Origin of the sequence: Streptomyces albidicamelliae, from assembly GCF_025642175.1 — a bacterium.
GTDB classification, from domain to species: domain Bacteria; phylum Actinomycetota; class Actinomycetes; order Streptomycetales; family Streptomycetaceae; genus Streptomyces; species Streptomyces albidocamelliae.
Genome location: NZ_CP106795.1, coordinates 2594965 through 2616596, shown reverse-complemented (window position 1 = coordinate 2616596; position 21632 = coordinate 2594965). Strand labels below are relative to the sequence as shown.

At 73.9% G+C, this 21632-nt stretch carries 17 protein-coding genes; 9 read left to right on the top strand and 8 right to left on the bottom strand.

Going from position 1 to position 21632, the window contains the following annotated elements; genetic code table 11:
- Positions 1-3: 3 nt before the first annotated feature.
- Positions 4-1800: a phosphatidylglycerol lysyltransferase domain-containing protein gene (locus N8I86_RS12125; RefSeq protein ID WP_263277756.1), complete on the bottom strand. Its 1797-nt coding sequence runs from the start codon at positions 1798-1800 to the stop codon at positions 4-6.
- Between the two features lie 231 nt (positions 1801-2031).
- The gene (gene cobT, locus N8I86_RS12120; RefSeq protein ID WP_073893102.1) at positions 2032-3129 is read right to left on the bottom strand and encodes a nicotinate-nucleotide--dimethylbenzimidazole phosphoribosyltransferase; all 1098 of its coding nucleotides are present in this window, start codon (positions 3127-3129) and stop codon (positions 2032-2034) included.
- A gap of 132 nt (positions 3130-3261) precedes the next feature.
- Between cobT and N8I86_RS12115 the strand changes: the two genes are divergently transcribed.
- Positions 3262-4296 (top strand): class I SAM-dependent methyltransferase, encoded by a 1035-nt coding sequence (locus N8I86_RS12115; RefSeq protein ID WP_073893100.1) that lies wholly within the window; start codon positions 3262-3264, stop codon positions 4294-4296.
- Here N8I86_RS12115 and N8I86_RS12110 read toward each other — a convergent pair.
- Positions 4272-5474 (bottom strand): bifunctional adenosylcobinamide kinase/adenosylcobinamide-phosphate guanylyltransferase, encoded by a 1203-nt coding sequence (locus N8I86_RS12110; protein WP_073893097.1) that lies wholly within the window; start codon positions 5472-5474, stop codon positions 4272-4274. The two genes, N8I86_RS12115 and N8I86_RS12110, sit on opposite strands and share 25 nt — an antisense overlap.
- A 151-nt stretch (positions 5475-5625) precedes the next feature.
- Here N8I86_RS12110 and N8I86_RS12105 point away from each other — a divergent pair, with 151 nt between their 5' ends.
- On the top strand, positions 5626-5838 hold the full coding sequence (locus tag N8I86_RS12105) for a hypothetical protein (protein WP_073893095.1): 213 nt from the start codon (positions 5626-5628) through the stop codon (positions 5836-5838).
- 82 nt (positions 5839-5920) lie between these two features.
- On the opposite strand, the gene N8I86_RS12100 is transcribed toward N8I86_RS12105, so the two are convergent.
- Both N8I86_RS12100 and N8I86_RS12095 read right to left on the bottom strand, forming a co-directional pair.
- A complete protein-coding gene (locus N8I86_RS12100; RefSeq protein ID WP_073893092.1) occupies positions 5921-6622 on the bottom strand; it encodes a class I SAM-dependent methyltransferase in 702 nt (233 codons plus the stop codon).
- 83 nt (positions 6623-6705) lie between these two features.
- Entirely contained in the window at positions 6706-7335 is a 630-nt protein-coding gene (locus tag N8I86_RS12095; protein ID WP_185091409.1) for a DUF3043 domain-containing protein, read from the bottom strand.
- Positions 7336-7593: 258 nt separating this feature from the next.
- On the opposite strand from N8I86_RS12095, the gene N8I86_RS12090 reads away from it, so the two are divergent.
- Together N8I86_RS12090 and pspAA are read left to right on the top strand one after the other, a co-directional pair.
- The gene (locus N8I86_RS12090; protein ID WP_073893086.1) at positions 7594-8385 is read left to right on the top strand and encodes a PspA/IM30 family protein; all 792 of its coding nucleotides are present in this window, start codon (positions 7594-7596) and stop codon (positions 8383-8385) included.
- A 34-nt stretch (positions 8386-8419) separates the two neighbouring features.
- Positions 8420-8698 (top strand): PspA-associated protein PspAA, encoded by a 279-nt coding sequence (gene pspAA / locus N8I86_RS12085; RefSeq protein WP_073893084.1) that lies wholly within the window; start codon positions 8420-8422, stop codon positions 8696-8698.
- A 53-nt stretch (positions 8699-8751) separates the two neighbouring features.
- Here the strand turns inward: pspAA and N8I86_RS12080 are convergent, their stop codons facing one another.
- Entirely contained in the window at positions 8752-10128 is a 1377-nt protein-coding gene (locus N8I86_RS12080) for a hypothetical protein (protein WP_404830803.1), read from the bottom strand.
- Between the two features lie 314 nt (positions 10129-10442).
- Here N8I86_RS12080 and N8I86_RS12075 point away from each other — a divergent pair, with 314 nt between their 5' ends.
- The 4 genes from N8I86_RS12075 to N8I86_RS12060 all read left to right on the top strand — a co-directional run bounded on the left by N8I86_RS12075 (position 10443) and on the right by N8I86_RS12060 (position 18107).
- Positions 10443-11756, top strand: coding sequence for a sensor histidine kinase (locus N8I86_RS12075; RefSeq protein ID WP_073893078.1), 1314 nt, complete (start codon positions 10443-10445; stop codon positions 11754-11756).
- On the top strand, positions 11753-12433 hold the full coding sequence (locus tag N8I86_RS12070; protein WP_123438136.1) for a response regulator: 681 nt from the start codon (positions 11753-11755) through the stop codon (positions 12431-12433). The genes N8I86_RS12075 and N8I86_RS12070 overlap by 4 nt, the downstream gene beginning before the upstream one ends.
- A gap of 154 nt (positions 12434-12587) precedes the next feature.
- Positions 12588-15704 (top strand): efflux RND transporter permease subunit, encoded by a 3117-nt coding sequence (locus tag N8I86_RS12065; RefSeq protein WP_263277755.1) that lies wholly within the window; start codon positions 12588-12590, stop codon positions 15702-15704.
- A gap of 84 nt (positions 15705-15788) precedes the next feature.
- A complete protein-coding gene (locus N8I86_RS12060; RefSeq protein WP_263277754.1) occupies positions 15789-18107 on the top strand; it encodes a protein kinase domain-containing protein in 2319 nt (772 codons plus the stop codon).
- Between the two features lie 39 nt (positions 18108-18146).
- Here the strand turns inward: N8I86_RS12060 and nadA are convergent, their stop codons facing one another.
- Positions 18147-19331, bottom strand: a complete 1185-nt coding sequence (nadA, locus tag N8I86_RS12055; RefSeq protein WP_263277753.1) for a quinolinate synthase NadA — start codon at positions 19329-19331, stop codon at positions 18147-18149.
- A 265-nt stretch (positions 19332-19596) separates the two neighbouring features.
- Here nadA and N8I86_RS12050 point away from each other — a divergent pair, with 265 nt between their 5' ends.
- A complete protein-coding gene (locus N8I86_RS12050) occupies positions 19597-19953 on the top strand; it encodes an iron-sulfur cluster assembly accessory protein (protein WP_023551351.1) in 357 nt (118 codons plus the stop codon).
- A 93-nt stretch (positions 19954-20046) separates the two neighbouring features.
- Here N8I86_RS12050 and N8I86_RS12045 read toward each other — a convergent pair whose 3' ends face one another.
- Complete coding sequence (locus N8I86_RS12045) at positions 20047-21561, bottom strand: hypothetical protein (RefSeq protein ID WP_263277752.1); 1515 nt, start codon at positions 21559-21561, stop codon at positions 20047-20049.
- Positions 21562-21632: the final 71 nt, after the last annotated feature.

Here is a 21632-nt window from a genome sequence, read left to right as displayed (position 1 = left end):
CGGCTAGCGGTGTGTGTCCAGGTGCCTGCGGTGCAGCCACTTCGGCAGCCCCGGCGCCTCCAGGAAGCCCTCCGCACGGGCCGCGGCGAGGCCGATGCGCGGCAGGTCCGCGCTCTTCTCGAAGAGCAGGAACCGCGGCTCCCAGATGGGCCGGTACTTGGCGTTCGCGCGGTACAGCGACTCGATCTGCCACCAGCGGGAGAAGAAGCTGAGCAGCGACCGCCACAGCCTCAGCACCGGCCCGGCGCCGAGGCGTGCGCCACGTTCGAAGACCGACCTGAACACCGCGAAGTTCAGCGACACTTGAGTGATCCCCGTCTCGCCGGAGCGCTGCAGCAGCTCGATGACCATGAACTCCATCAGCCCGTTGTCGCAGTCCCGGTCGCGCCGCATGAGGTCCAGGGACAGCCCGTGCGGGCCCCACGGCACGAAGGACAGCAGGGCCCGCAGCCGGCCCTCGCCGTCGGTGCACTCCAGCATCACGCAGCGACCGTCCTCGGGGTCGCCGAGCCGGCCGAGGGCCATGCTGAACCCGCGCTCGGTCGCCCCGTCCCGCCAGTCGTCCGCGCGTTCCAGCAGGTACGCCATCTCGTCCGCCGGGATGTCCTCGTGCCGCCGGATGCGCACCCGGTACCCGGCCCGCCGCACCCGGTTGCAGGCCTGCCGGACGGTCCGCATGGCCCGCCCCTCCAGCGTGAACTCGGCGATCTCCACCAGCGCCTCGTCGCCGAGTTCGAGCGCGTCCAGGCCGTGCCGGGCGTAGACGGTCCCGGCCTCCTCGCTCGCCCCCATCACCGCCGGGATCCAGCCGTGCGCCCGCGCCTGCGCGAGCCACGGCAGGATCGCCCCCGGCCAGGCCTCCGGGTCGCCGAGCGGATCCCCGGACGCGAGACTCACCCCGCCGACGACCCGGTAGGCGACGGCCGCCTTCCCGGTCGGCGACCACACCACGCTCTTCTCCCGGCGCAGCGCGAAGTAGCCGAGCGAGTCCCGCTCCCCGTGCCGTTCGAGCAGCGCCCGCAGCCGCTTCTCGTCGTCCTCGGTGAGCGGGTCGACGGCCCGCCGGGACCGGAACGCGGCGTAGAACACGGCGAGGACCAGGGCCGTGCTGAGCACGTTGACCGCCACGTTCGCCCAGTTGGGCGGGTCGATGCCGGGGAAGCTGGACTCCTCGGCGGCCACCGACACCAGCCGCAGGGTGCCGTAGTGCCAGCGCTCCAGGAAGGTCGAACGGGCCGCGTCCGGCGCCCGGTCGGTGACCGTCACCAGCAGTCCGGCGAGCAGGGAGGCGGCGAGCCCGCCGCCGACGGCGACCGTGGCGGCGAGCCGCGGGTTGGACCGGTCGCCCTTGGCGTAGAACTCACCGCGGCCGGCGAGCAGCGCGCCCACGAAGGCGGCCGTCAGCGCCAGGGAGATCCAGTTCTGCGGGTAGCGCCGGATCTCCGGGAACGCCATGGCGAACGCGAACAGGGCGAGGAAGGCGCCGCTGAGCACGAGGTTCAGGATCCACGCGGCCCGTTTGCGGCGTCGCATGGTGATCGCCAGGAACGCGGTGAACACCCCCGAGGCGAAGCCGGCGGTCAGCAGGTAGGGGGTGAAGAAGTCGTCCTGGTTGTGGCGGCGCACGTCCTGGCCGAGGGAGACCCACACGGCGCTGAGGAAGTTGACGAAGGCGACGGTCCGCAGATACCAGACGGCGACGGCGGCGGCGCGCCGGGAGGTCCCGGTGGACCGCCGCCCCTCCTCGCCCGGACGCCACGGTCCGGCTTCCGGCTGCACGGCAATTCGGGCATCTCCCATAGGTGAGGATCATATGGGCGATGACCTGACGAACCCGGCCATTCCCGCCAGGGGTGTGGTGGCACGCCGGATCGAGTACGGGCCCGCTGCCGGGGTGCCGGTAGGTGGCCGTCGCCCGGGCGCCGGGCCGGTGCCGGGGGTCTTCGACAGGGCCCGGCCCGGCCGCTCGCGTGTGCCGCCGCGCAGGCCGGCGCCCGACGCGGCGGAATACGGCGGTGCCGGGCCGGCGGACTACTCGGCCGCCGGAGTGTCCGGCTCCTTCGGCTCCTCGGCGGCGACCGGTTCCGGCCGCTCGGGGAGTTCCGCCGCCAGGGCCGCGGCGGCCCGGACCAGCGGCAGCGCCAGCAGCGCGCCCGCGCCCTCGCCGACCTTCACGCCCTGCTCCAGCAGCGGCTCCAGGGCCATCCGGTCCAGCGCCTTCGCCTGCCCCGGCTCCCCGCTGGCATGGCCGGCCAGCCACCAGTCCGGCGCGCGGAAGGCCACCCGCTGCCCGACCAGCGCGCACGCGGCGGCCACGACCCCGTCCAGGATCACCGGCAGCTTGCGCACCGCGCACTGCAGCAGGAACCCGGTCATCGCCGCGAGGTCGGCCCCGCCCACGGTCGCCAGCAGCTGCAACTGGTCCCCGAGCACCGGCCGGGCCCGCCGCAGCGCGTCCCGGATCGCCGCGCACTTGCGCATCCACGCCAGGTCGTCGATGGCGAGCCCGCCGCGCCCGGTCACCACGGACGCGTCCGTCCCGCACAGCGCGGCGACGATCACCGCGGCCGACGTGGTCCCGCCCACGCTGATGTCGCCGAGCACCACCAGGTCCGTGCCGGAGTCGGCCTCCTCGTCGGCGAGCGCCACGCCCGCGCGCAGCGCCGCCTCGGCCTCGTCCAGGGTGAGCGCGTCCTCGATGTCGATCCGGCCGCTGCCCCGCCGTACCCGGTGCCGTACGACGTCCTCCGGGAAGCCGGCCGGATCGCAGTCCAGGGCCATGTCCACGACCCGTACCGGCACCTCCAGCCGCCGCGCCAGCACCGCGACCGGGCTCGCGCCCTCCAGCACCGCCCGCACCAGCCGCTCCGCACCGCCCGCCGGCCGCGCCGAGACACCCAGCTCGGCGATGCCGTGGTCGCCGGCGAAGAGGACCACGCGCGGCCGCTCGACCGGCCGTACCGGTACGGCGCCCTGCGCGGCGGCGAGCCACTCGCCCAGTTCGTCGAGACGCCCCAGGGCCCCCGGCGGCACGATCTGGCGCTCCCGCCGGGCCTCGGCGTCACGGCGCACGCCCCCGTCCGGGCGCTCGATCAGATCGGTGAAGTCGTCCAGATCAATCCTGCTCATTCGCCGAACAGTACCGCCCGGGGGCGAACGCCCCGGCGCCACATGGCCACCACGCCGCGACGACGTCGTTGCACCCACCACCGGCATCCCATACGTTCCGGTTTGCAGTGGAATGTCGCACAGGGAGCCGCCATGCCGAGCACGCCCCTCACGCCGTACGTCACCAACGTCACCCCGGACACCACCGACACGTTCCTGGAGCCGCGCCGCGGGAACTGCCCCTGGTGCGGCTCCGTACGGCTGCGCACCCGGCTGCGCGCGTCCGACCCGCTGCGCCACCGGCCGGGGACCTACTGCCTCGACGCCTGCGACGACTGCGGTCACGTCTTCCAGAACCCCCGCCTCACGGCCGAGGGCTTCGCCTTCTTCCACCGGGACTTCTACGAGAGGCAGCTGGCGGAACTCACCGCCCGGATCGTGCCGGCCCGCATGCTCGGCCGCCGCCACCGCGCCGCCGCGTACCGCCTGTCGGCCCTGCCCGAACCGGAGAGCTGGCTGGACGTCGGCACGGGCCACGCCCACTTCCCCGCGGCCGCCAAGGAGTTCTTCCCCTACACCAGCTTCGACGGCCTCGACCCCACGGACCGTGTGGAACAGGCCCGGCGGGAGGGCCGGATCGAGGAAGCCCACCGCGGCCACCTCACGACCCCCGGCATGACGGCCCGGCTGCGCGCCCGCTACGACGTGGTCAGCATGTTCCACCAGCTCCAGCACGCCCCCGACCCGCGCGCCGAACTCCGCGCCGCCCTCGCCACGCTGCGCCCCGGCGGCCACCTGATCGTCGAACTCCCGGACCCGGGGTGCGCCCTCGCCGCCCTGCTCGGCAGATGGTGGCTGCCCTACGGTCAGCCCCGCCACCTGCACCTGCCGCCGCGGGACAACCTCCGCGCCGAACTGGAGAGCCTCGGCTGCACGGTCCTCGTCACGGACCGCCTCGATCCGCACCTGCCCTACGACCTGTCGGCGGCCGTCGCCCTGGCCGTGGCCCATGTCCACCCGCTGTTGCGGGAGGCGGCCACCCCGGTGCAGGCGCTGGCCGCGGCCGTGGACCGGACCCTGGCCCCGCTGCTGCGCCGCACCCCGTTCTCCAACGCGTACCGCGTCGTCGCCCGCAAGGAGCGCCGCCTCGCCGCGCCGCCCGCTCAGCCCCGCAGCACCAGCGCCTGACCCGCGACCACCAGCAGCACCTGCTCGCACTCCGCCCCGAACGCCGCGTTCAGCCGCCCCAGTTCGTCCCGGTACCGCCGGCCGGACGCGGTCGCCGGCACGATGCCCGAGCCGACCTCGTTGGACACCGCGACCACCGTCCGCCGGGTACGGCGCACGGCCGACGTCACCTCCCGCACCCGTTCCCGCAGCGCCTTCTCACCGCCGCCCGCCCACTCCGCGTCGTCCCAGGCCCCCACCGCGTCCATGGCGTCCGTCAGCCACAGCGACAGACAGTCGATCAGCAGCGGCGGCCCGTCCTCGGCCAGCAGCGGCACCAGATCCGTGGTCTCGGCCGTCCGCCACGACCCGGGCCGCCGGTCCCGGTGCACCGCCACCCGCTCCGCCCACTCGGTGTCCCCGCCCCGCGTCCCGCCGGTCGCCACGTACAGCACGTCCGGGAAGGCCTCCAGCCGCCGCTCCGCCTCCACCGACTTCCCCGAGCGCGCCCCGCCCAGCACCAGCGTCCGGCGCGGCACGTCCGGCACGTCCTCGTACACGCCGGCCACCACCGTCGTGCCGTCCGGCACCGCCCGCGCCCCGGCCGCCGCGAGCCGCCGCCGCAACTCGGCGCCGGACGGCACGTCGTGGTCGAGGTGGACGGCGAGCACATCGGTCGTCGGACCGACGGCACCCACCGCCCGCAGCCGGGCCAGCGCGTCCGGGCGGCCCACCACGTCCGCGAGGACCAGGTGGTACGACTCCGCCGTCGTCTCCGCCAGGCCCGCCGGGGCACCGCCCGGCGGCAGGTACAGCAGCCGCTGCCCGTCCGGCCCGGTCACCGCGTACCCCGTGCCGCCCGCGTCCATCGCCACGGCCCGCACCCGATGCCCCGTCAGCAGCGTCAACTCCCGCCCGTCCGGCACCCGTACGGGCTGCGGCAGTCCGGCCGGCACCTCCACCGGGGGACCGTCGTGCGGATGGGACAGCAGCACCTGCCGCACCCCGCCCAGCGAATGCCCCGCCCGTGCCGCCGCGAACGCCGCGCCCGGCGTCAGGTCCAGCAGCAGCGCCCCGTCCACGAGCAGCGCGGTCGCCGCCCGGGCGTCGGGCCCCAGTGCGGTCGCGCACACGGCGCAGGGGCAGTCGGGGCGGGGCAGACCCGCCGGGGCACCGGTTCCGAGCAGAGTGATTTCCACGCGACCGATTTTCGCCCGTCCACGCGGCTCCCGCGCACCGGCGGCCCCCGAGGCGCGTCACCGCGGGCCCGCGGGGCATCCGGGGCCTCTAACGGCCGACCCCGCGGAGCGCATACGCTGCGAGCAGGAGTTGGATCACTAGGAGGCCCATATGACGGCATGGACGTGGCGGTTCGAGAAGGCCGACGGGACGGAGGTCCAGCCCGCGGTGCAACCCGAGGAGTTCACCACGCAGGGGGATGCCGAGTCCTGGATCGGCGAGCACTGGAAGGCGCTGCTCGAGGGCGGAGCCGAGCAGGTGCGGCTGTTCGAGGAGCAGTCCGAGATCTACGGGCCGATGAGCCTGGACGCCGAAGGGGCGTAGACCGCTCCGGGACGCGCGGACGGGCGGCCGGCCTCCGGGCGGTGGCCCTCCGCGCGGCCCGCGCGCCGCGGGCCCGCCCGGTTCAGCCCCGCACGCCGCACAGATGAAGCAGTGCCGCCACGCCCCGGTAGGGGTCCGTGCGCCCGGCCCGCTCCTCGACCGCGAGCAGCGTCCCGAGGTCCTCGGGGATGTCCGCGCCGTCCGCCGCCGTGTCCGTGAAGACCCGGACGCCGTACCAGGCGTGCAGCGGGGCCGCGATGCCGGCGAGCGTGGCGGTGAGGGTGGCCAGCCGGTCGGCCCGTACGTCGAGGCCGAGACGGTTGCGGTAGGCGGTGGTGTCGAAGGCGGCCAGCGCGCCGGCCCAGTCCCCGGACAGGCCCGGCCGCACGGCGAGCGCGTCACCGTTGCGCACGAGGAGCGACAGCAGTCCGCCCGGCGCCAGCATCCGGGCCAGACCCGCCACCAGCGGGTCGGGCTCCTCGACGTACATCAGCACCCCGTGGCACAGCACCACGTCGAAGCTGCCCGGCAGGAAGTGCACGCCGGTGTCCCGCCCGTCGCCCTCCACCAGCCGGACCCGGGCGCGGATGCCCTCCGGTTCCCCGGCGAGGGCCTCGCGCGCGGTGGCGATCATCGTCGAGTCCTGCTCGACGCCGGTGACCTGGTGGCCGAGCCGGGCCAGCCGCAGCGCCTGCGTGCCCTGGCCCATCCCCACGTCGAGCACCCGCAGCCGCTGCCCGACCGGGAACCGCCCGGCTATCTGCTCGTCGAGCTGCCGGGCCACCAGCTCCTGCCGTACGACGTCCCGCAGACCGCCCAGCTTGTTCAGCCAGGCATCGGCCGCACCCCCGGTGAAAGCGTCTGCGCTCAGGGCCGCTCTCCGCGCTTGACCTGCGGCTTCGGCAGGCGGAGCCGGCGCATCTGCAGGGAACGCATCAGGGCGTAGGCGACCGCGCCGCGCGTGTTCTGGTCCGGGAAGCGCTCCTTGAGCCGCTTCCGCAGCCGGAAGCCGCTCACCGCCGCGTCGAGCACGATCAGCACGATCACGACCAGCCACAGCAGCAGCGCGATGTTCTGGATCGACGGCACCCGCACCACGCTCAGCACGAGGATCACCACGGCGAGCGGCAGGAAGAACTCCGCCACGTTGAACCGCGAGTCCACCCAGGCTCGGGCGAACTTGCGGACCGGACCCTTGTCACGGGCCGGCAGATAACGCTCGTCGCCGCTGGCCAGCGCCTGGCGCTGGCGCGCCATCGCCTCGCGCCGGTCCTCACGCTGACGCCTGACGGCGTCCTTGCGGTTGGTCGGCGTCTGGGCGACGCTGCGGCGCTGGGACTGGGCCTCACTGCGCTTGGGCGTGGGCCTGCCCTTCGGGGCCTGCGGGTCACGGGTCTGCTTGGAGAGGGTCACCTGCGCCTTGTCGGCGGTCGGGGCCTTCTCTTCCTTGGCACGGCTACGGAACACAAAACCCAAGGGTACGGGCTTCACCGGCATGGACCACAGTCCGGCGGGGAACGATCCCGCAACGCCGGGCGTCTGTAGGGGACAGACAGGACGTTTCCGGGGAGGTGCCGCCGGGGTCCGGGTGGGGGATCACCTACTCCCTGCGCCGGAGCGGCACGGTCCACGGTCGTCCTTGGGGATGAGCGCATCACCGCCCGAACAGTGCGGTAATGGAGGCAGGGCCCGTACTGTGGGTCCTGTCGCAGGATCTGTGAGCTGGAGTCCGTCAGAAGGGGGCGCGCGAAGCCCATGAGCGGTGTCATGAAGCGTATGGGGATGATCTTCCGCGCGAAGGCGAACAAGGCCCTTGACCGGGCCGAGGACCCGCGCGAGACCCTCGATTACTCGTACCAGAAGCAGCTGGAGCTGCTCCAGAAGGTGCGCCGCGGCGTCGCGGACGTGGCGACGTCCCGCAAGCGCCTGGAACTCCAGCTCAACCAGCTGCAGCAGCAGTCCTCCAAGCTGGAGGACCAGGGCCGCAAGGCGCTGGCGCTCGGCCGTGAGGACCTGGCCCGTGAGGCCCTGTCCCGGCGTGCCGCCCTCCAGCAGCAGGTGACGGACCTGGAGACGCAGCACACCACCCTCCAGGGCGAGGAGGAGAAGCTCACCCTGGCGGCCCAGCGCCTGCAGGCCAAGGTCGACGCCTTCCGTACGAAGAAGGAGACCATCAAGGCCACCTACACCGCCGCGCAGGCCCAGACCCGCATCGGCGAGGCCTTCTCCGGCATCTCCGAGGAGATGGGCGACGTCGGCCTGGCCATCCAGCGCGCCGAGGACAAGACCGCCCAGCTCCAGGCCCGGGCCGGCGCCATCGACGAGCTGCTCGCCTCCGGTGCCCTCGACGACCCCTCCGGCATGGCCAAGGACGACATCCAGGCCGAGCTGGACCGGCTCTCCGGTGGTACGGATGTAGAGCTGGAACTGCAGCGCATGAAGGCCGAGCTGGCCGGGGGCTCCCCCCAGCAGGCCATCGAGGGCGGCACCGGTCAGGGGCAGTCCCAGCAGCAGCCGCAGGACACCCCGCGCTTCGACAAGCAGTAGCCCGGCGCCGGGGCCCCGAGCCGAGGAGGCGGACGTGATCGTACGGATCATGGGGGAGGGCCAGGTGAGGCTGGACGACTCCCACTTCCCTGAGCTGAACAAGCTGGACGACGAGCTGCTGGCGGAGGTGGAGAGCGGCGACGGCGACGGTTTCCGCCGCACGCTCACCGCTCTCCTGGACGCGGTCCACCGGCTCGGCACCCCGCTGCCGGACGACGCGCTGGAACCCTCCGAACTGATCCTGCCGTCGTCCGACGCGACGCTGGAGGAGGTCCGGGAGCTCCTCGGCGACGACGGCCTGATCCCGGGCTGACCAGGGCGACCCCGGGGAACGAGCCCGGAACGGCCCAGGGCGGCCCCGGGGGATCAGCCCAGGGTGAACCAGGTGGTGCGGGACTTCTGCCACTCCGGGTGGGTGAGGTCCTTCGCCTCCACGCCGTCGCCGTACAGGTCGGCCGCCCCGTCGTCGGTGATCAGCTGCACCCGGGCGCCGGCGACGGACAGGTCGGGCACGGACACGACCGACTCCCAGCCGCCCGCGTCCGCCGTCGGCAGGTCCAGCAGCTTGACCGGCCGGTTCCCGGCGACACCGTCCCACGAGTAGAGCGCGTACGGGTCGCTGTTGTCGTCGGCGGCCCAGGACCCGGCGACGATCAGGTACTGCCCCTGGTCGTTGCGGCGCAGGTCGCGGATGGCGAGGCCGCCGAGGTCCAGCTCCATCGGCGCGCCGAAGGTGGCCTTCGCGCCGCGCACCACCTGGTCCATGTCGGTGACCGGCACGATCAGCGCCTTCCCGCCGGTCCGCGGCGGCACCAGCGGAGCCCGGAAGCCGACGTAGGCGGTGGTCGTGGAGCCCGGCGCGAACTCCAGCCCCTCGACGTTGAAGCCGTCGATCTGCTTCGGGACCTGCCCGGTCGCGGTCCCGGCGGCGAAGCCGTACCGGTTGCCGTTCGCCTCGTCCCAGGCCACCAGGTCGTCGCGGAGGCGGTGGCCCGCGCTGCCGAAGGCCAGCTGGGTGCCGGCGCCCGAGCCGGAGACGGTCGTGGTGAACACGGTGTTCCGGTCGGCCTTGTACTCGCCGTCCTTGTTGTTGCCCAGCGACCCCGTCCAGTAGACGGTGTTCCCGACCCGCGCGGCCCCCTCGATGTCGACCTCCTTGTCGGCGCCCAGGGCGTTGTCCAGGTCCCAGGTGCGCACCGGAGCGCCGGAGGCGGCGCCGTCGTACAGGCGCAGGGTGTTGTCCTCGTCGTTGGCGACCACGACGTACCCGCCGCCGACATCCACACCGGCGGAGGCGTCCGAGGCGCCGGTCAGGTAGCGGGCGTCGGCGCTGTGCTGGACGGCCGGGGAGGCGGCGTAGTGCAGGGTCGTGGTGGCGGTCTTGCCGCCGAGCCCGGTCACCTTCAGGGTGAGGTCGGCGTAGCCCCGGGCGTGCGCCGTGACGGCGACGGTACGGGTGCCGCCGGTGCCGGTGACCCGGACGTCGCCCGTGCCGGCCACACCGGCCGTGCTGGTCCTGCTCGCGGCCACCGTCAGGGCGGAGGCGTCGGCGCCGCTCTGGGCGACGGTGACGGTGACCACCGGGTCCCCGGTGCCGCCGACCGCGCCCGAGAGGTAGGACGCCGACAGCTTGATCGTCGGCGTGCCGTAGGTGACGGCGTGGGCGGATCCGGTGAGGCCGGTGGCCGAGACCAGCGCGGCAGCGGCGGCGGACCAGACCACTCGGAGCGGGAGGGGGCGCACGGGATGCCTTTCGTCGGCGGGATGCTGGCGAGAAGGCTGAGCGCGACCGGCCAACGGGACGAGTCCGCGGGGGGACCGGGCGCCCAACAGCTCTGGTCATATTGTCGTCCGGCGGCCGCGGGCCCGTCGTGGCCGGCTTCGGTACCGGGTGCTCTCCGCTACCGGGCACCTTCCGGAACCGGCTGCTTCCCGGTACCGGGTACCTTCCGGTACCGGGCACCTTCCGGAACCGGCTGCTTTCCGGTACCGGGTACCTTCCGGTACCGGGCACCTTTTGGTGACCCGCACCCGAAACGCCCGTACTGTTCAGTCCCGTGAGCACTCTCGACCGCGCCCGCCGCAGCCTCAAGGCCCACCCCCTGGCCCTGGACGCGGCCATCGCCGCCGGCGTGCTGCTGTGCATGGTCGCCGGCTCCTTCGTCGTGCCGAAGGACGGGCACGGGGTCAGTTGGGGCGTCCGCACCCCCGACCTCTTCGCCCTCCTCCTCATGGTCCTCGGCGCCGCCGCCCTCGTCTTCCGCCGCCGCGCCCCGAAGACGGTCCTCGCCGTCACCGGCGGCGTCTCCCTGGTCGAGTTCGTCACCGGCGACCCGCGTGCCCCCGTGGCGATGTCGGCCGTCATCGCCCTGTACACCGTCGCCTCCACCACCGACCGCTCCACCACCTGGCGCGTCGGTCTGCTCACCATGACCGTGCTGACGGCCGGCGCCATGCTCGGCGGCCCGCTGCCCTGGTACGCGCAGGAGAACCTGGCCGTCCTCGCCTGGACCGGCATCGGCGCCACCGCCGGGGACGCCGTCCGCAGCCGCCGCGCCGTCATGCAGGCCATCCGGGAGCGGGCCGAGCGCGCCGAACGCACCCGCGAGGAGGAGGCCCGCCGCCGGGTCGCCGAGGAACGCCTGCGCATCGCCCGCGACCTGCACGACGTCGTCGCCCACCACATCGCCTTGGTGAACGTGCAGGCCGGGGTCGCCGCCCACGTCATGGACAAGCGGCCCGACCAGGCCAAGGAGGCCCTCGCCCACGTCCGCGAGGCCAGCCGCAGCGCACTGAACGAACTGCGCGCCACCGTCGGCCTGCTGCGCCAGTCCGGCGACCCCGAGGCGCCCACGGAGCCCGCCCCCGGCCTCAGCCGCCTGGAGGAACTGGCGGCCACCGTCCGCAGCGCGGGTCTCCCGGTGGAGGTGGCCCGCGCCGACCAGGGCACCGACCTCCCGGCCGCCGTCGACCTGGCCGCCTACCGGATCGTCCAGGAGGCCCTGACGAACGTGCAGAAGCACGCGGGCGCCGGCGCCCGGGCCGAGGTGAGCGTCGTACGCGTCGGACCGAACGTCGAGATCAGCGTCCTCGACGACGGGGCCGGGCAGGACGCGGCGCCCGGAGCCGGCGGCGGACACGGGCTGCTGGGCATGCGGGAGCGGGTCTCCGCCCTCGGCGGCACCCTGACCACCGGCCCCCGCTACGGCGGCGGCTTCCGCGTCCATGCGATCCTGCCCGTCGAGACGCGTCCCGAGACCCGCTCCGGGACCCGTGCCGACACCAGCGGCCCGCGTGCCGGGACCGGCCCCGGGACCCGTACCGACAGCCGTGCGCAGACGCGTACGACGGCCCCGGGGGAGCCCGCATGACGATCCGTGTCCTGCTCGCCGACGACCAGGCGCTGCTGCGCAGCGCGTTCCGCGTGCTGGTCGACTCCGAGCCCGACATGGAGGTGGTGGGGGAGGCGTCCGACGGCGCCGAGGCGGTCCGGCTGGCCCGGGCGGAGGCCCCCGACGTCGTCCTCATGGACATCCGGATGCCGGGCACCGACGGCCTCGCCGCCACCCGGGCGATCAGCGCCGACCCCTCTCTCGCCCAGGTCCGCGTGGTCATCCTGACCACCTTCGAGGTCGACGACTACGTGGTGCAGGCCCTGCGCGCGGGCGCCTCCGGCTTCCTCGGCAAGGGCAGCGAGCCCGAGGAACTGCTCAACGCCATCCGGCTGGCCGCCGACGGTGACGCGCTGCTCTCCCCGGCCGCCACCAAGGGTCTGATCGCCCGCTTCCTGGCCCAGGGCGACGGCGACGACGGCCGTGACCCCGCCCGTTCCGAACGCCTCGGCGCGCTCACCGGCCGGGAGCGCGAGGTGCTCGTGCAGGTCGCCGGCGGGCACTCCAACGACGACATCGCCGAACGTCTGGAGGTCAGCCCGCTGACCGTGAAGACGCACGTCAACCGGGCCATGGCCAAGCTCGGCGCGCGGGACCGGGCCCAGCTCGTGGTGATCGCCTACGAGTCGGGGCTGGTACGTCCGAGGACGGACTGATCTCCACCCGCGCGTACTGCGCGCGGAGTAGGGGGCGGATAAGGAACGGGACCTGGGGCCTACGGTTCGGCCCTCCGGCATGGCTCAGGGTGGTGGGGTGGGCGCGCCCGTGCGTCCCCCGCCGCTCCTGCCGCTCACAGAGAGAACCGGATCCATGTCCTGGCTGTCGAGATTCAGCCTCGCGCAACGCGCCCTCGTCGGGCTCGTCTCGCTCATCGCGCTCGCCTTCGGGCTGATCGCGATACCCCAGATCAAGCAGCAGCTGCTGCCCACCATCGAGCTGCCCATGGTGTCGGTCGTCGCGCCGTACCAGGGCGCCTCGCCCGACGTGGTCGAGAAGCAGGTCGTCGAGCCCATAGAGGACAACCTGCAGGCCGTCGACGGCATCACCGGTGTCACCTCCACCGCGAGCGAGGGCAACGCCGTGATCATGGCGTCCTTCGACTACGGCAACGACACCAAGCGGCTGGTCTCCGACGTACAGCAGGCCGTCAACCGGGCCCGCAACCAGCTCCCGGACGACGTCGACCCGCAGGTCGTCTCCGGCTCCACGGACGACATGCCCACCGTGGTCCTCGCCGTCACCTCCGGCAAGGACCAGCAGGCCCTCGCCGACCGGATCGACACGTCGGTCGTGCCGGTCCTGAAGGACATCGACGGCGTCGGCCGCGTCCAGGTCACCGGCGTGCGCGACCAGCAGGTCACCGTCACGCCGGACGACGCGAAGCTCGCCCGGGCCGGCCTCACCCCGGCCGCCCTCGGCCAGGCCCTCCAGGCCGGCGGCGCGACCGTCCCGGCGGGCTCCTTCGCCGAGGACGGCGCCAACCGCACCGTCCAGGTCGGCGGCGGCTTCACCTCGCTCCGGCAGATCCGCGACCTGCGCATCGCCGGCGAGGGCGGCGGGAAGCCCGTCCGCCTCGGTGCCGTGGCGACCGTCGCCGAGAAGCCGGCCCCGGCCGACTCCCTCACCCGCACCGACGGCCGGCCCAGCCTCGCCGTCAACGTCACCATGGACCACGACGGCAGCGCGGTGGCCATCTCCGACGCCGTCAAGGACAAGCTGCCCGGCCTGCGCACGGACCTCGGCGCGGACGCGAAGCTCACGGTCGTCAGCGACCAGGGCCCCGCGGTGTCCAAGTCCATCAAGGGCCTGACCACGGAGGGCGCGCTCGGCCTGCTCTTCGCGGTCCTGATCATCCTGGTCTTCCTGGCCTCGGTCCGCTCCACGCTGGTGACCGCGGTGTCCATCCCGCTGTCCGTCGTGCTCGCGCTGATCGTGCTGTGGACGCGCGGTCTGTCTTTGAACATGCTCACGCTCGGCGCGCTCACCATCGCCATCGGCCGGGTCGTCGACGACTCGATCGTGGTGCTGGAGAACATCAAGCGCCACCTCGGCTACGGCGAGGAGCGCAGGGAGGCGATCCTCACCGCCGTGCGCGAGGTGGCCGGCGCGGTCACCTCCTCCACCCTCACCACCGTCGCCGTGTTCCTGCCGATCGGCCTGGTCGGCGGCATGGTGGGCGCCCTGTTCGGCTCGTTCAGCATCACGGTGACGGCGGCCCTGCTGGCCTCGCTGCTCGTTTCGCTGACGGTCGTCCCGGTCCTGTCGTACTGGTTTCTGCGCGCGCCCAAGGGCACCCCCGAGGACGCGGCCGAGGCCCGCCGCGCGGCCGAGGAGAAGGAGGCGAACAGCCGCCTCCAGCGCGCCTACGTGCCCGTCCTGCGCTTCGCCACGCGCCGCCGCCTCACCAGCGTGCTGATCGCGCTCGTGGTCCTGGTCGTCACCTTCGGCATGGGCGGACTGCTGAAGACGAACTTCTTCGACCAGGGCGACCAGGAGGTCCTCACCGTCAAGCAGGAGCTGAAGCCCGGCACCGGCCTCGCGGCCACCGACGTCCAGGCCCGCAAGGTGGAGAAGCTGCTCGCCGCCACCGACGGCGTGAAGGACTACCAGGTCACCGTCGGCTCCTCCGGCTTCATGGCGGCCTTCGGCGGCGGCACGGACACCAACCAGGCGTCGTACCAGGTGATGCTGAAGGACTCGGCGTCCTACGACGACGTGCAGCGGCACATCGAGGACGGTCTGAAGAAGCTCGACGGCATCGGCACGACCACCGTGTCCGCCGGTGACGGCTTCGGCAACCAGGACCTGAGCGTCGTGGTGAAGGCCGCCGACCCGGAGGCGCTGCGCACGGCCGCCGAGCAGGTGCGCTCCACCGTCGCCGGGCTCGACCACGTCACCGACGTCACCAGCGACCTCGCGACGAGCGTCCCGCGGATCTCGGTCAGGGCCAACGCCCGGGCCGCCGCCGCCGGGTTCGACGACCAGAAGCTCGGCGCCGCGGTCGCGCAGGCCGTGCGCGGCACGACGGCGGCGAAGGCGGTGCTCGACGACACCGAGCGCGACGTCGTCGTGCGGTCCGCGAAGCCCGCGACCACCCTCGCCCAGCTGAAGAAGCTGCGCCTCGGCCCCGTGCGGCTCGGTGACATCGCCACCGTGAAGCTGGTGGACGGCCCGGTGTCGATGACCCGCATCGACGGCCGGCGCGCCGCCACCGTCACGGCGAAGCCGACCGGTGACAACACGGGCGCGATCAGCACCAGGCTCCAGTCGAAGATCAAGGCCCTGAAGCTCCCCGCGGGCGCCACGGCCGAGATCGGCGGCGTCTCCTCCGACCAGGACGACGCGTTCAAGAACCTGGGCCTGGCCATGCTGGCGGCCATCGCGATCGTCTTCATGCTGCTGGTGGCGACGTTCCGCTCACTGGTCCAGCCGCTGATCCTGCTGGTCTCCATCCCGTTCGCGGCGACCGGCGCGATCGGCCTGCTGGTCGCCACCGGCACCCCGCTGGGGGTCCCGGCGATGATCGGCATGCTGATGCTGATCGGCATCGTGGTGACCAACGCGATCGTGCTGATCGACCTGATCAACCAGTACCGATCGCAGGGATACGGCGTCGTCGAGGCCGTCGTCGAGGGCGGCCGGCACCGGCTGCGCCCGATCCTCATGACGGCCCTCGCGACGATCTTCGCCCTGCTCCCGATGGCCCTCGGCGTCACCGGTGAGGGCGGCTTCATCGCCCAGCCGCTCGCGGTGGTCGTCATCGGCGGCCTGATCAGCTCCACCCTGCTGACCCTGCTCCTCGTCCCGACGCTCTACGCGATGCTGGAGCTCCGCAAGGAGCGGCGCGCGAAGAAGCGGGCGGCGAAGAAGGGTCCGCCGTCCCCGGCCCCGGCCGCCTCGGACGAGCCGGAGCCCGCGGGGGTCTGACACCCCGCACCGCGTCCCCTCCCGCGCAGACCTTTCCTATCCTGTGATCCGGAACTGCTCTTGCGGGGGAGGGGGAACGGGGCGGTGGCACTGCACGAGGGCGACCCCGGGTCGCTCGGTGGATACCGGATCGTCGACCGGCTGGGGGCCGGTGGGATGGGGGTCGTCTACCGGGCGCGGGCCGGATCGGGGCGTGAGGTCGCCGTCAAGGTGGTCCACGCCCAGTACGCCGAGGACCCCGTCTTCCGGGCCCGTTTCCGCCAGGAGATCGCCGCCGTCCGCAAGGTGAGCGGCGCCTTCACCGCGCCGGTCGTGGACGCGGACCCGGAGGCTGGCCGGCCCTGGATGGCCACCCAGTACGTACCGGGACGCCCGCTCTCCGCCCGCGTCCGGGACGACGGACGGCTGGCCGGCGCCGAACTGCGCCGGCTGGTCCTCGGCCTGGTGGAGGCTCTGCGCGACATCCACCGGGCCGGGGTGGTGCACCGCGACCTCAAGCCCGCCAACGTCCTGATGGCCGAGGACGGCCCCCGGGTCATCGATTTCGGCATCTCGCGCGCGGCGGAGAACCAGGCGCTGACCGAGACCGGGCACATGATGGGCACCCCGCCGTTCATGTCCCCCGAACAGCTCGCGGACGCCCGGTCGGTGGGTCCCGCGTCCGACGTCTTCTCGCTGGCCGCGCTGGTGGTGTTCGCGGCGACCGGACGCGGCCCCTTCGACGCGGACAGCCCCTATCTGACGGCGTACCGGGTCATGAGCGAGGAGCCCGACCTGACGGCGGTCGCCGAGCCGCTGCGCGCGGTCCTGTCCCGCTGCCTGGTCAAGCGGGCCGCCGCCCGGCCCGGACTCGACGCCCTGGCCGCCGAGTTCGCCGCCGTGCTGCCCGAGCGGGCCGCCGCGGAGCCGCCCACCGTCCCGCACCGCCGGGCGGACCCGGAGCCGACCCGGCCCGCGACGGCGGACCCCGAGGCGACCCGGCCTCCGACGGCGGACCCGGCCGACTCCGCCCCGTACCGGGACCCGGCCGTCGCGGACCCGGACGCCGTACCGTCCGCGGCGGCGGCCGACGCCCCCGCACGCCGGAGGCGCGCCCTGCGGGTGCCGCTCGCCCTCGGGGTGGCGGGCGTGCTGGTGGCCGCCCTCACCGCGTATCTGATCGGGCCGTTCCAGGGCGGGGCGCGGCCCGGGGCCGGCCCTTCGCCCCGTCCCACGGCCGCCCGCTGGGGTGCCCTCCCGGACGGCTGGCGGCCCTGGCGGACGACGGTGTACGCGGTGGCCGACCACGGCGTGAAGCGTTCCGCGGCGCCGGCGGACGGCCCCGGCCGCGGCGGGCAGCCGTCCTGCGCGCTGAGCGGGGGAGCGGTCTACTGCGGGGGCAACGGCACCCTGCCGATCCGCGTCGACGCGGTCACCGGCCGCACGGTCTGGCGGGCCGGCACCCAGCCGCCGGGGATCGGTCTCGACCACTACGACAGCGCGGTCGTCGGGGTGCACGAGGGCGTCGTGCTCGTCCGCGAGAGCGTCCTGAACCCGGCGGGCAACGACACCGCGGCCACCGTCGCCGCGTTCGCCGCCGACGACGGACGGCGGTTGTGGTCCCGTCCGACGGGCGACGGGAACGCGTCGGCGGTGGTCGCCGGCGGCCTCGTCCTCGTCCCGGACGGCCTGACCGTGACGGCCCGTTCCCCGCGGGACGGCTCCGCGCGCTGGTCGATGCAGGTGCCGGCCGGACACCACTGCGACTTCCACGGCGCGGGCGGCGGCCTGTACGCGGACTGCACCGGCTACCACACCGCGTCCGGCGCCCAGCGGCGGCTGATCGCCGTCGATCCCGCCGACGGCTCCGCGCGCCGGCTCCCGGCCGCGCCGCCGGTGACCGCGGACTACGCCGGGACCCTGGACGGACGGCTGGTCTACGCGGCACGGCGGTCCGTCGACCCGATGGCGCAGGACAACCCGTTCACCCGGGTGGTGGTGATCGATCCCCGCACCGGGGCCCGCGAGACCCACGCGATGGCCGAGGAGCACCGGGGGCGGGCGGCGATGGCGCACGGGGTGCTGTGTCTCGCCGCCTCGGACGGGCGGGCGACCGCCGTCTCGCCCCTGACCGGCCGGCAGCTGTGGCGCACCGCGACGACCCTCGAACAGCCGGCCGCGCCCGTCGCGGACGGGCGCAGCAGTGTGTTCCTGGCCAGCGCGAGCGGCCGGGTGGCGGCCCTCGACGCCCGTACGGGACACCGGCTATGGGAGTCCTATCCGCGGGCCGGCACCGTGGTCAGCGGCGACTACAACTCGCCGGAGCTGCTGGTGAACGGCGGCGCGCTGGTGGTGACGACCCCCGACGGCACGCTCTTCACGCTGGATCCGGCCCGCCCCGGACGGAAACCGGCGTCGGCGTGACCTCGCACGCCGACGCCGGACCCCGCCGGGCGGGTGCGGCTACGGAAGCGCGAGCATCCGCTCCAGGGCCAGCTTCGCGAACGCCTCGGTCTCCTTGTCGACCTCGATGCGGTTGACGAGGTTGCCCTCGGCCAGGGACTCCAGGGTCCAGACCAGGTGCGGCAGGTCGATGCGGTTCATCGTCGAGCAGAAGCAGACCGTCTTGTCGAGGAAGACGATCTCCTTGCCCTCGGGAGCGAAACGGTTCGCCAGCCGGCGGACCAGGTTCAGCTCGGTGCCGATGGCCCACTTGGAACCGGCCGGGGCCGCCTCCAGGGCCTTGATGATGTACTCGGTGGAGCCGACGTGGTCCGCGGCGGCGACGACCTCGTGCTTGCACTCGGGGTGGACGAGGACGTTCACCCCGGGGATGCGCGCACGGACGTCGTTCACCGAGTCCAGGCTGAAGCGGCCGTGGACCGAGCAGTGGCCGCGCCACAGGATCATCTTCGCGGCCCGCAGCTCCTCGGCGGTCAGGCCGCCGTTCGGCTTGTGCGGGTTGTAGACGACGCAGTCGTCCAGGGACATCCCCATGTCCCGCACGGCGGTGTTGCGGCCGAGGTGCTGGTCGGGCAGGAACAGCACCTTCTCGCCCTGCTCGAACGCCCAGTCCAGGGCGCGCTTGGCGTTCGACGACGTGCAGATCGTGCCGCCGTGCTTGCCGGTGAAGGCCTTGATGTCGGCCGAGGAGTTCATGTACGACACCGGCACCACCTGCTCGGCGACGCCCGCCTCGGTGAGCACGTCCCAGCACTCGGCGACCTGCTCGGCCGTCGCCATGTCGGCCATGGAGCAGCCGGCGGCGAGGTCGGGCAGGACCACCTTCTGGTCGTCGGACGTCAGGATGTCCGCCGACTCGGCCATGAAGTGCACACCGCAGAAGACGATGTACTCGGCCTCCGGGCGCGCGGCCGCGTCGCGGGCCAGCTTGAAGGAGTCGCCCGTGACGTCGGCGAACTGGATGACCTCGTCGCGCTGGTAGTGGTGGCCGAGCACGAAGACCTTGTCGCCGAGCTTCTCCTTGGCCGCGCGGGCGCGCTCGACCAGGTCGGGGTCGGACGGCGAGGGCAGGTCACCGGGGCACTCGACGCCCCGCTCGCTCTTCGGGTCGGCCTCACGGCCGAGCAGGAGCAGGGCGAGCGGAGTCGGCTGCACGTCGAGTTCCGGGGGCTGGGCGGTGGTCACGACACGCACCCTTTCTACTTTTCGTCTAACTGACGCTATCTATCATAACCGCTTCACGTCAGTTTGACGATGGCAATAGCGTCCATGTGACGTGAATCCCGCCCGCCGCCCTCCACCGGTCGCTGTGCGTGCCCGCGCCCGTGTGCGAGCATGAAGACGGAAACAGAAAACGCGACCACGCGAATGCCCGGCCCGGAATGAATCCGCGGAAGCGCCGGTTGCACTCGTCGGCAAGCAGTCTCCGTACAACCCGGGAGAGATGTAGATGTCCGTATCGGACGAGACCACCACCGTCACCGACGGCATCATCCTGACCGACGCCGCCGCGGCCAAGGTCAAGGCCCTGCTCGACCAGGAAGGCCGTGACGACCTCGCCCTGCGCGTCGCCGTCCAGCCCGGCGGCTGCTCCGGCCTGCGCTACCAGCTCTTCTTCGACGAGCGCTCGCTCGACGGCGACGTGGAGAAGGACTTCGGCGGGGTCAAGGTCGTCACCGACCGCATGAGCGCTCCGTACCTGGGCGGCGCCACCGTCGACTTCGTGGACACGATCGAGAAGCAGGGCTTCACGATCGACAACCCGAACGCGACCGGCTCCTGCGCCTGCGGCGACTCCTTCAGCTGAGCCGCCCGGCCGGCCCACGGCCCGACGGAGAAGGCGGCGGTCCCCTGTGCGGGGCCGCCGCCTTCGTCTGCCGCGGGGTGCCGTGCGCCCCGTTCAGCCGGTCTGCGGCCGCAGCGCCCCCGGCTTCGTCCGCGCGATCCGCCCGCCGTCGGCACCGACCACGGTCCGGCCGTCCAGCGGCGCGTCCAGCCGTACGGTCTTCACGTACTCCTTGGCGATCAGGACGCACACCTTGTCCGGCCAGGGCTTCTCGGTCACCGAGACCGTCACCCGGCCGCCGCTCTCCCGCGCCGAGGCCGTGTAGTCGGCGCACACCCCGCCGAAGAAGCTCACGGTCAGCTCCCGGCCCTCGCCCGTGTAGCCCGTCACCTTCACGTCCCGGGTGCCGCCCGGCGCCGCGGACGGTCCCGTGGCGGGGGCCGACCGGCTCGACCGCAGGTACTTCGGATCGACCGCCGGGTACGTCACGGTGAACGTCTCCGGGGCCGCCGCCCCCCGCACCTCGAACAGCCAGGACGGCACCAGCGCCTGCCGCCCGTCCACCGCGTGGGCGGCCAGCCCGAACACCGCCTTCTCGACCGTGGCCGTGCCCGCCGCCCGCTTGGGCGCCCCGGTGGCCGCGCCGCACGGCTGCTCCAGCCGGTCCTTCGCCGGCACCGGGGTCGCGCACCCGCCGATCCCCATCCGGTGACCGGTCCTCGCCGCCCCGTTCATCAGCTCCAGCGTCCGGCGCGCGTCCAGGACGGGGTACGTGTCGCCCTTCACCGGCGTGCCCAGCAGCCCGTGGCCGCCGACCACCTCACCCGTGCGGCCGACGGTCAGGCCCGTCGTCCAGCCGTACGTGGGCAGCCCGCCGACCACCGGGTCCGCGTCGACCACCCGCTGGGTGCCCAGCACCCGGCTCGCGTCGAGCTTCGCGCCGTCCAGGCCGGCCGCCCGCAGCACCGGGGCCGCGGCCTTCTCGGCGGCCGCCTCGCTCGACGGGCCGCCGGTGGGACCCACCGGGCCGTGCGCGCACAGGGGCCCCTTCTTGCAGTCGTCGGTGCCCGGCGCGTACCGGCTGTAGGTCCAGCTGCCGGGCGCGTCCCGGTCCACCCGGAGGCTCGGCCCCGAACCGTCCTTGCCGCCGACCCGCCAGGTCCGCCCCTCGTCCACCGGGGCCGCGTCGATGCCCAGCGCCCGCGCCAGACGCACCACGGCCTCCTTGCCGACCCGTCCCGGCGGCGCGTACACCGGCGCCGCGTCCGGCCCGTCGGGCAGCTCGCCCCGGACGGTGTAGGTCGTCCCGTTCGGGTCCGGCTCGCCGGGCGCGATGCCGTGCGAGCCCGCGGAGGAACCGTCCAGGGCCAGCGGCGGGGGAGTGCCACCGCCACCGGGAGCACCCGCGTGCGTACGGCCGTCCGGGCCGCCGTGCGCGGCGAGGTACGCGCCGCCCCCGCCGACCAGCAGGACCGCCGCGGCGACGGAGGCCGCGACGAGTGGGGTGCGGCGCCGTGCGGACCGCTCGCCCGCCCGGTCGTCGCCGACCCGCGGCTCCTCGGCCGCACCTTCCCCGGACACCTCCGGCTCCTGCGCCTCGCCGGAGTTCTCAGGCCGCTCGGTGTTCACCGCATCGCTCCTCGCGTCGTGTCCCGCATCCCCTGCGCGGGGGACGCCGATGGGACGCGGGAGAGGAGCGC

What these genes read in the sequence shown, in the direction of transcription:
- N8I86_RS12125 (WP_263277756.1), bottom strand. Translation starts at nt 1,800, where the DNA reads ATGGGAGATGCCCGAATTGCCGTGCAGCCGGAAGCCGGACCGTGGCGT.
- cobT (WP_073893102.1), bottom strand. Translation starts at nt 3,129, where the DNA reads ATGAGCAGGATTGATCTGGACGACTTCACCGATCTGATCGAGCGCCCG.
- N8I86_RS12115 (WP_073893100.1), top strand. Translation starts at nt 3,262, where the DNA reads ATGCCGAGCACGCCCCTCACGCCGTACGTCACCAACGTCACCCCGGAC.
- N8I86_RS12105 (WP_073893095.1), top strand. Translation starts at nt 5,626, where the DNA reads ATGACGGCATGGACGTGGCGGTTCGAGAAGGCCGACGGGACGGAGGTC.
- N8I86_RS12095 (WP_185091409.1), bottom strand. Translation starts at nt 7,335, where the DNA reads ATGCCGGTGAAGCCCGTACCCTTGGGTTTTGTGTTCCGTAGCCGTGCC.
- N8I86_RS12090 (WP_073893086.1), top strand. Translation starts at nt 7,594, where the DNA reads ATGAGCGGTGTCATGAAGCGTATGGGGATGATCTTCCGCGCGAAGGCG.
- N8I86_RS12070 (WP_123438136.1), top strand. Translation starts at nt 11,753, where the DNA reads ATGACGATCCGTGTCCTGCTCGCCGACGACCAGGCGCTGCTGCGCAGC.
- N8I86_RS12065 (WP_263277755.1), top strand. Translation starts at nt 12,588, where the DNA reads ATGTCCTGGCTGTCGAGATTCAGCCTCGCGCAACGCGCCCTCGTCGGG.
- N8I86_RS12050 (WP_023551351.1), top strand. Translation starts at nt 19,597, where the DNA reads ATGTCCGTATCGGACGAGACCACCACCGTCACCGACGGCATCATCCTG.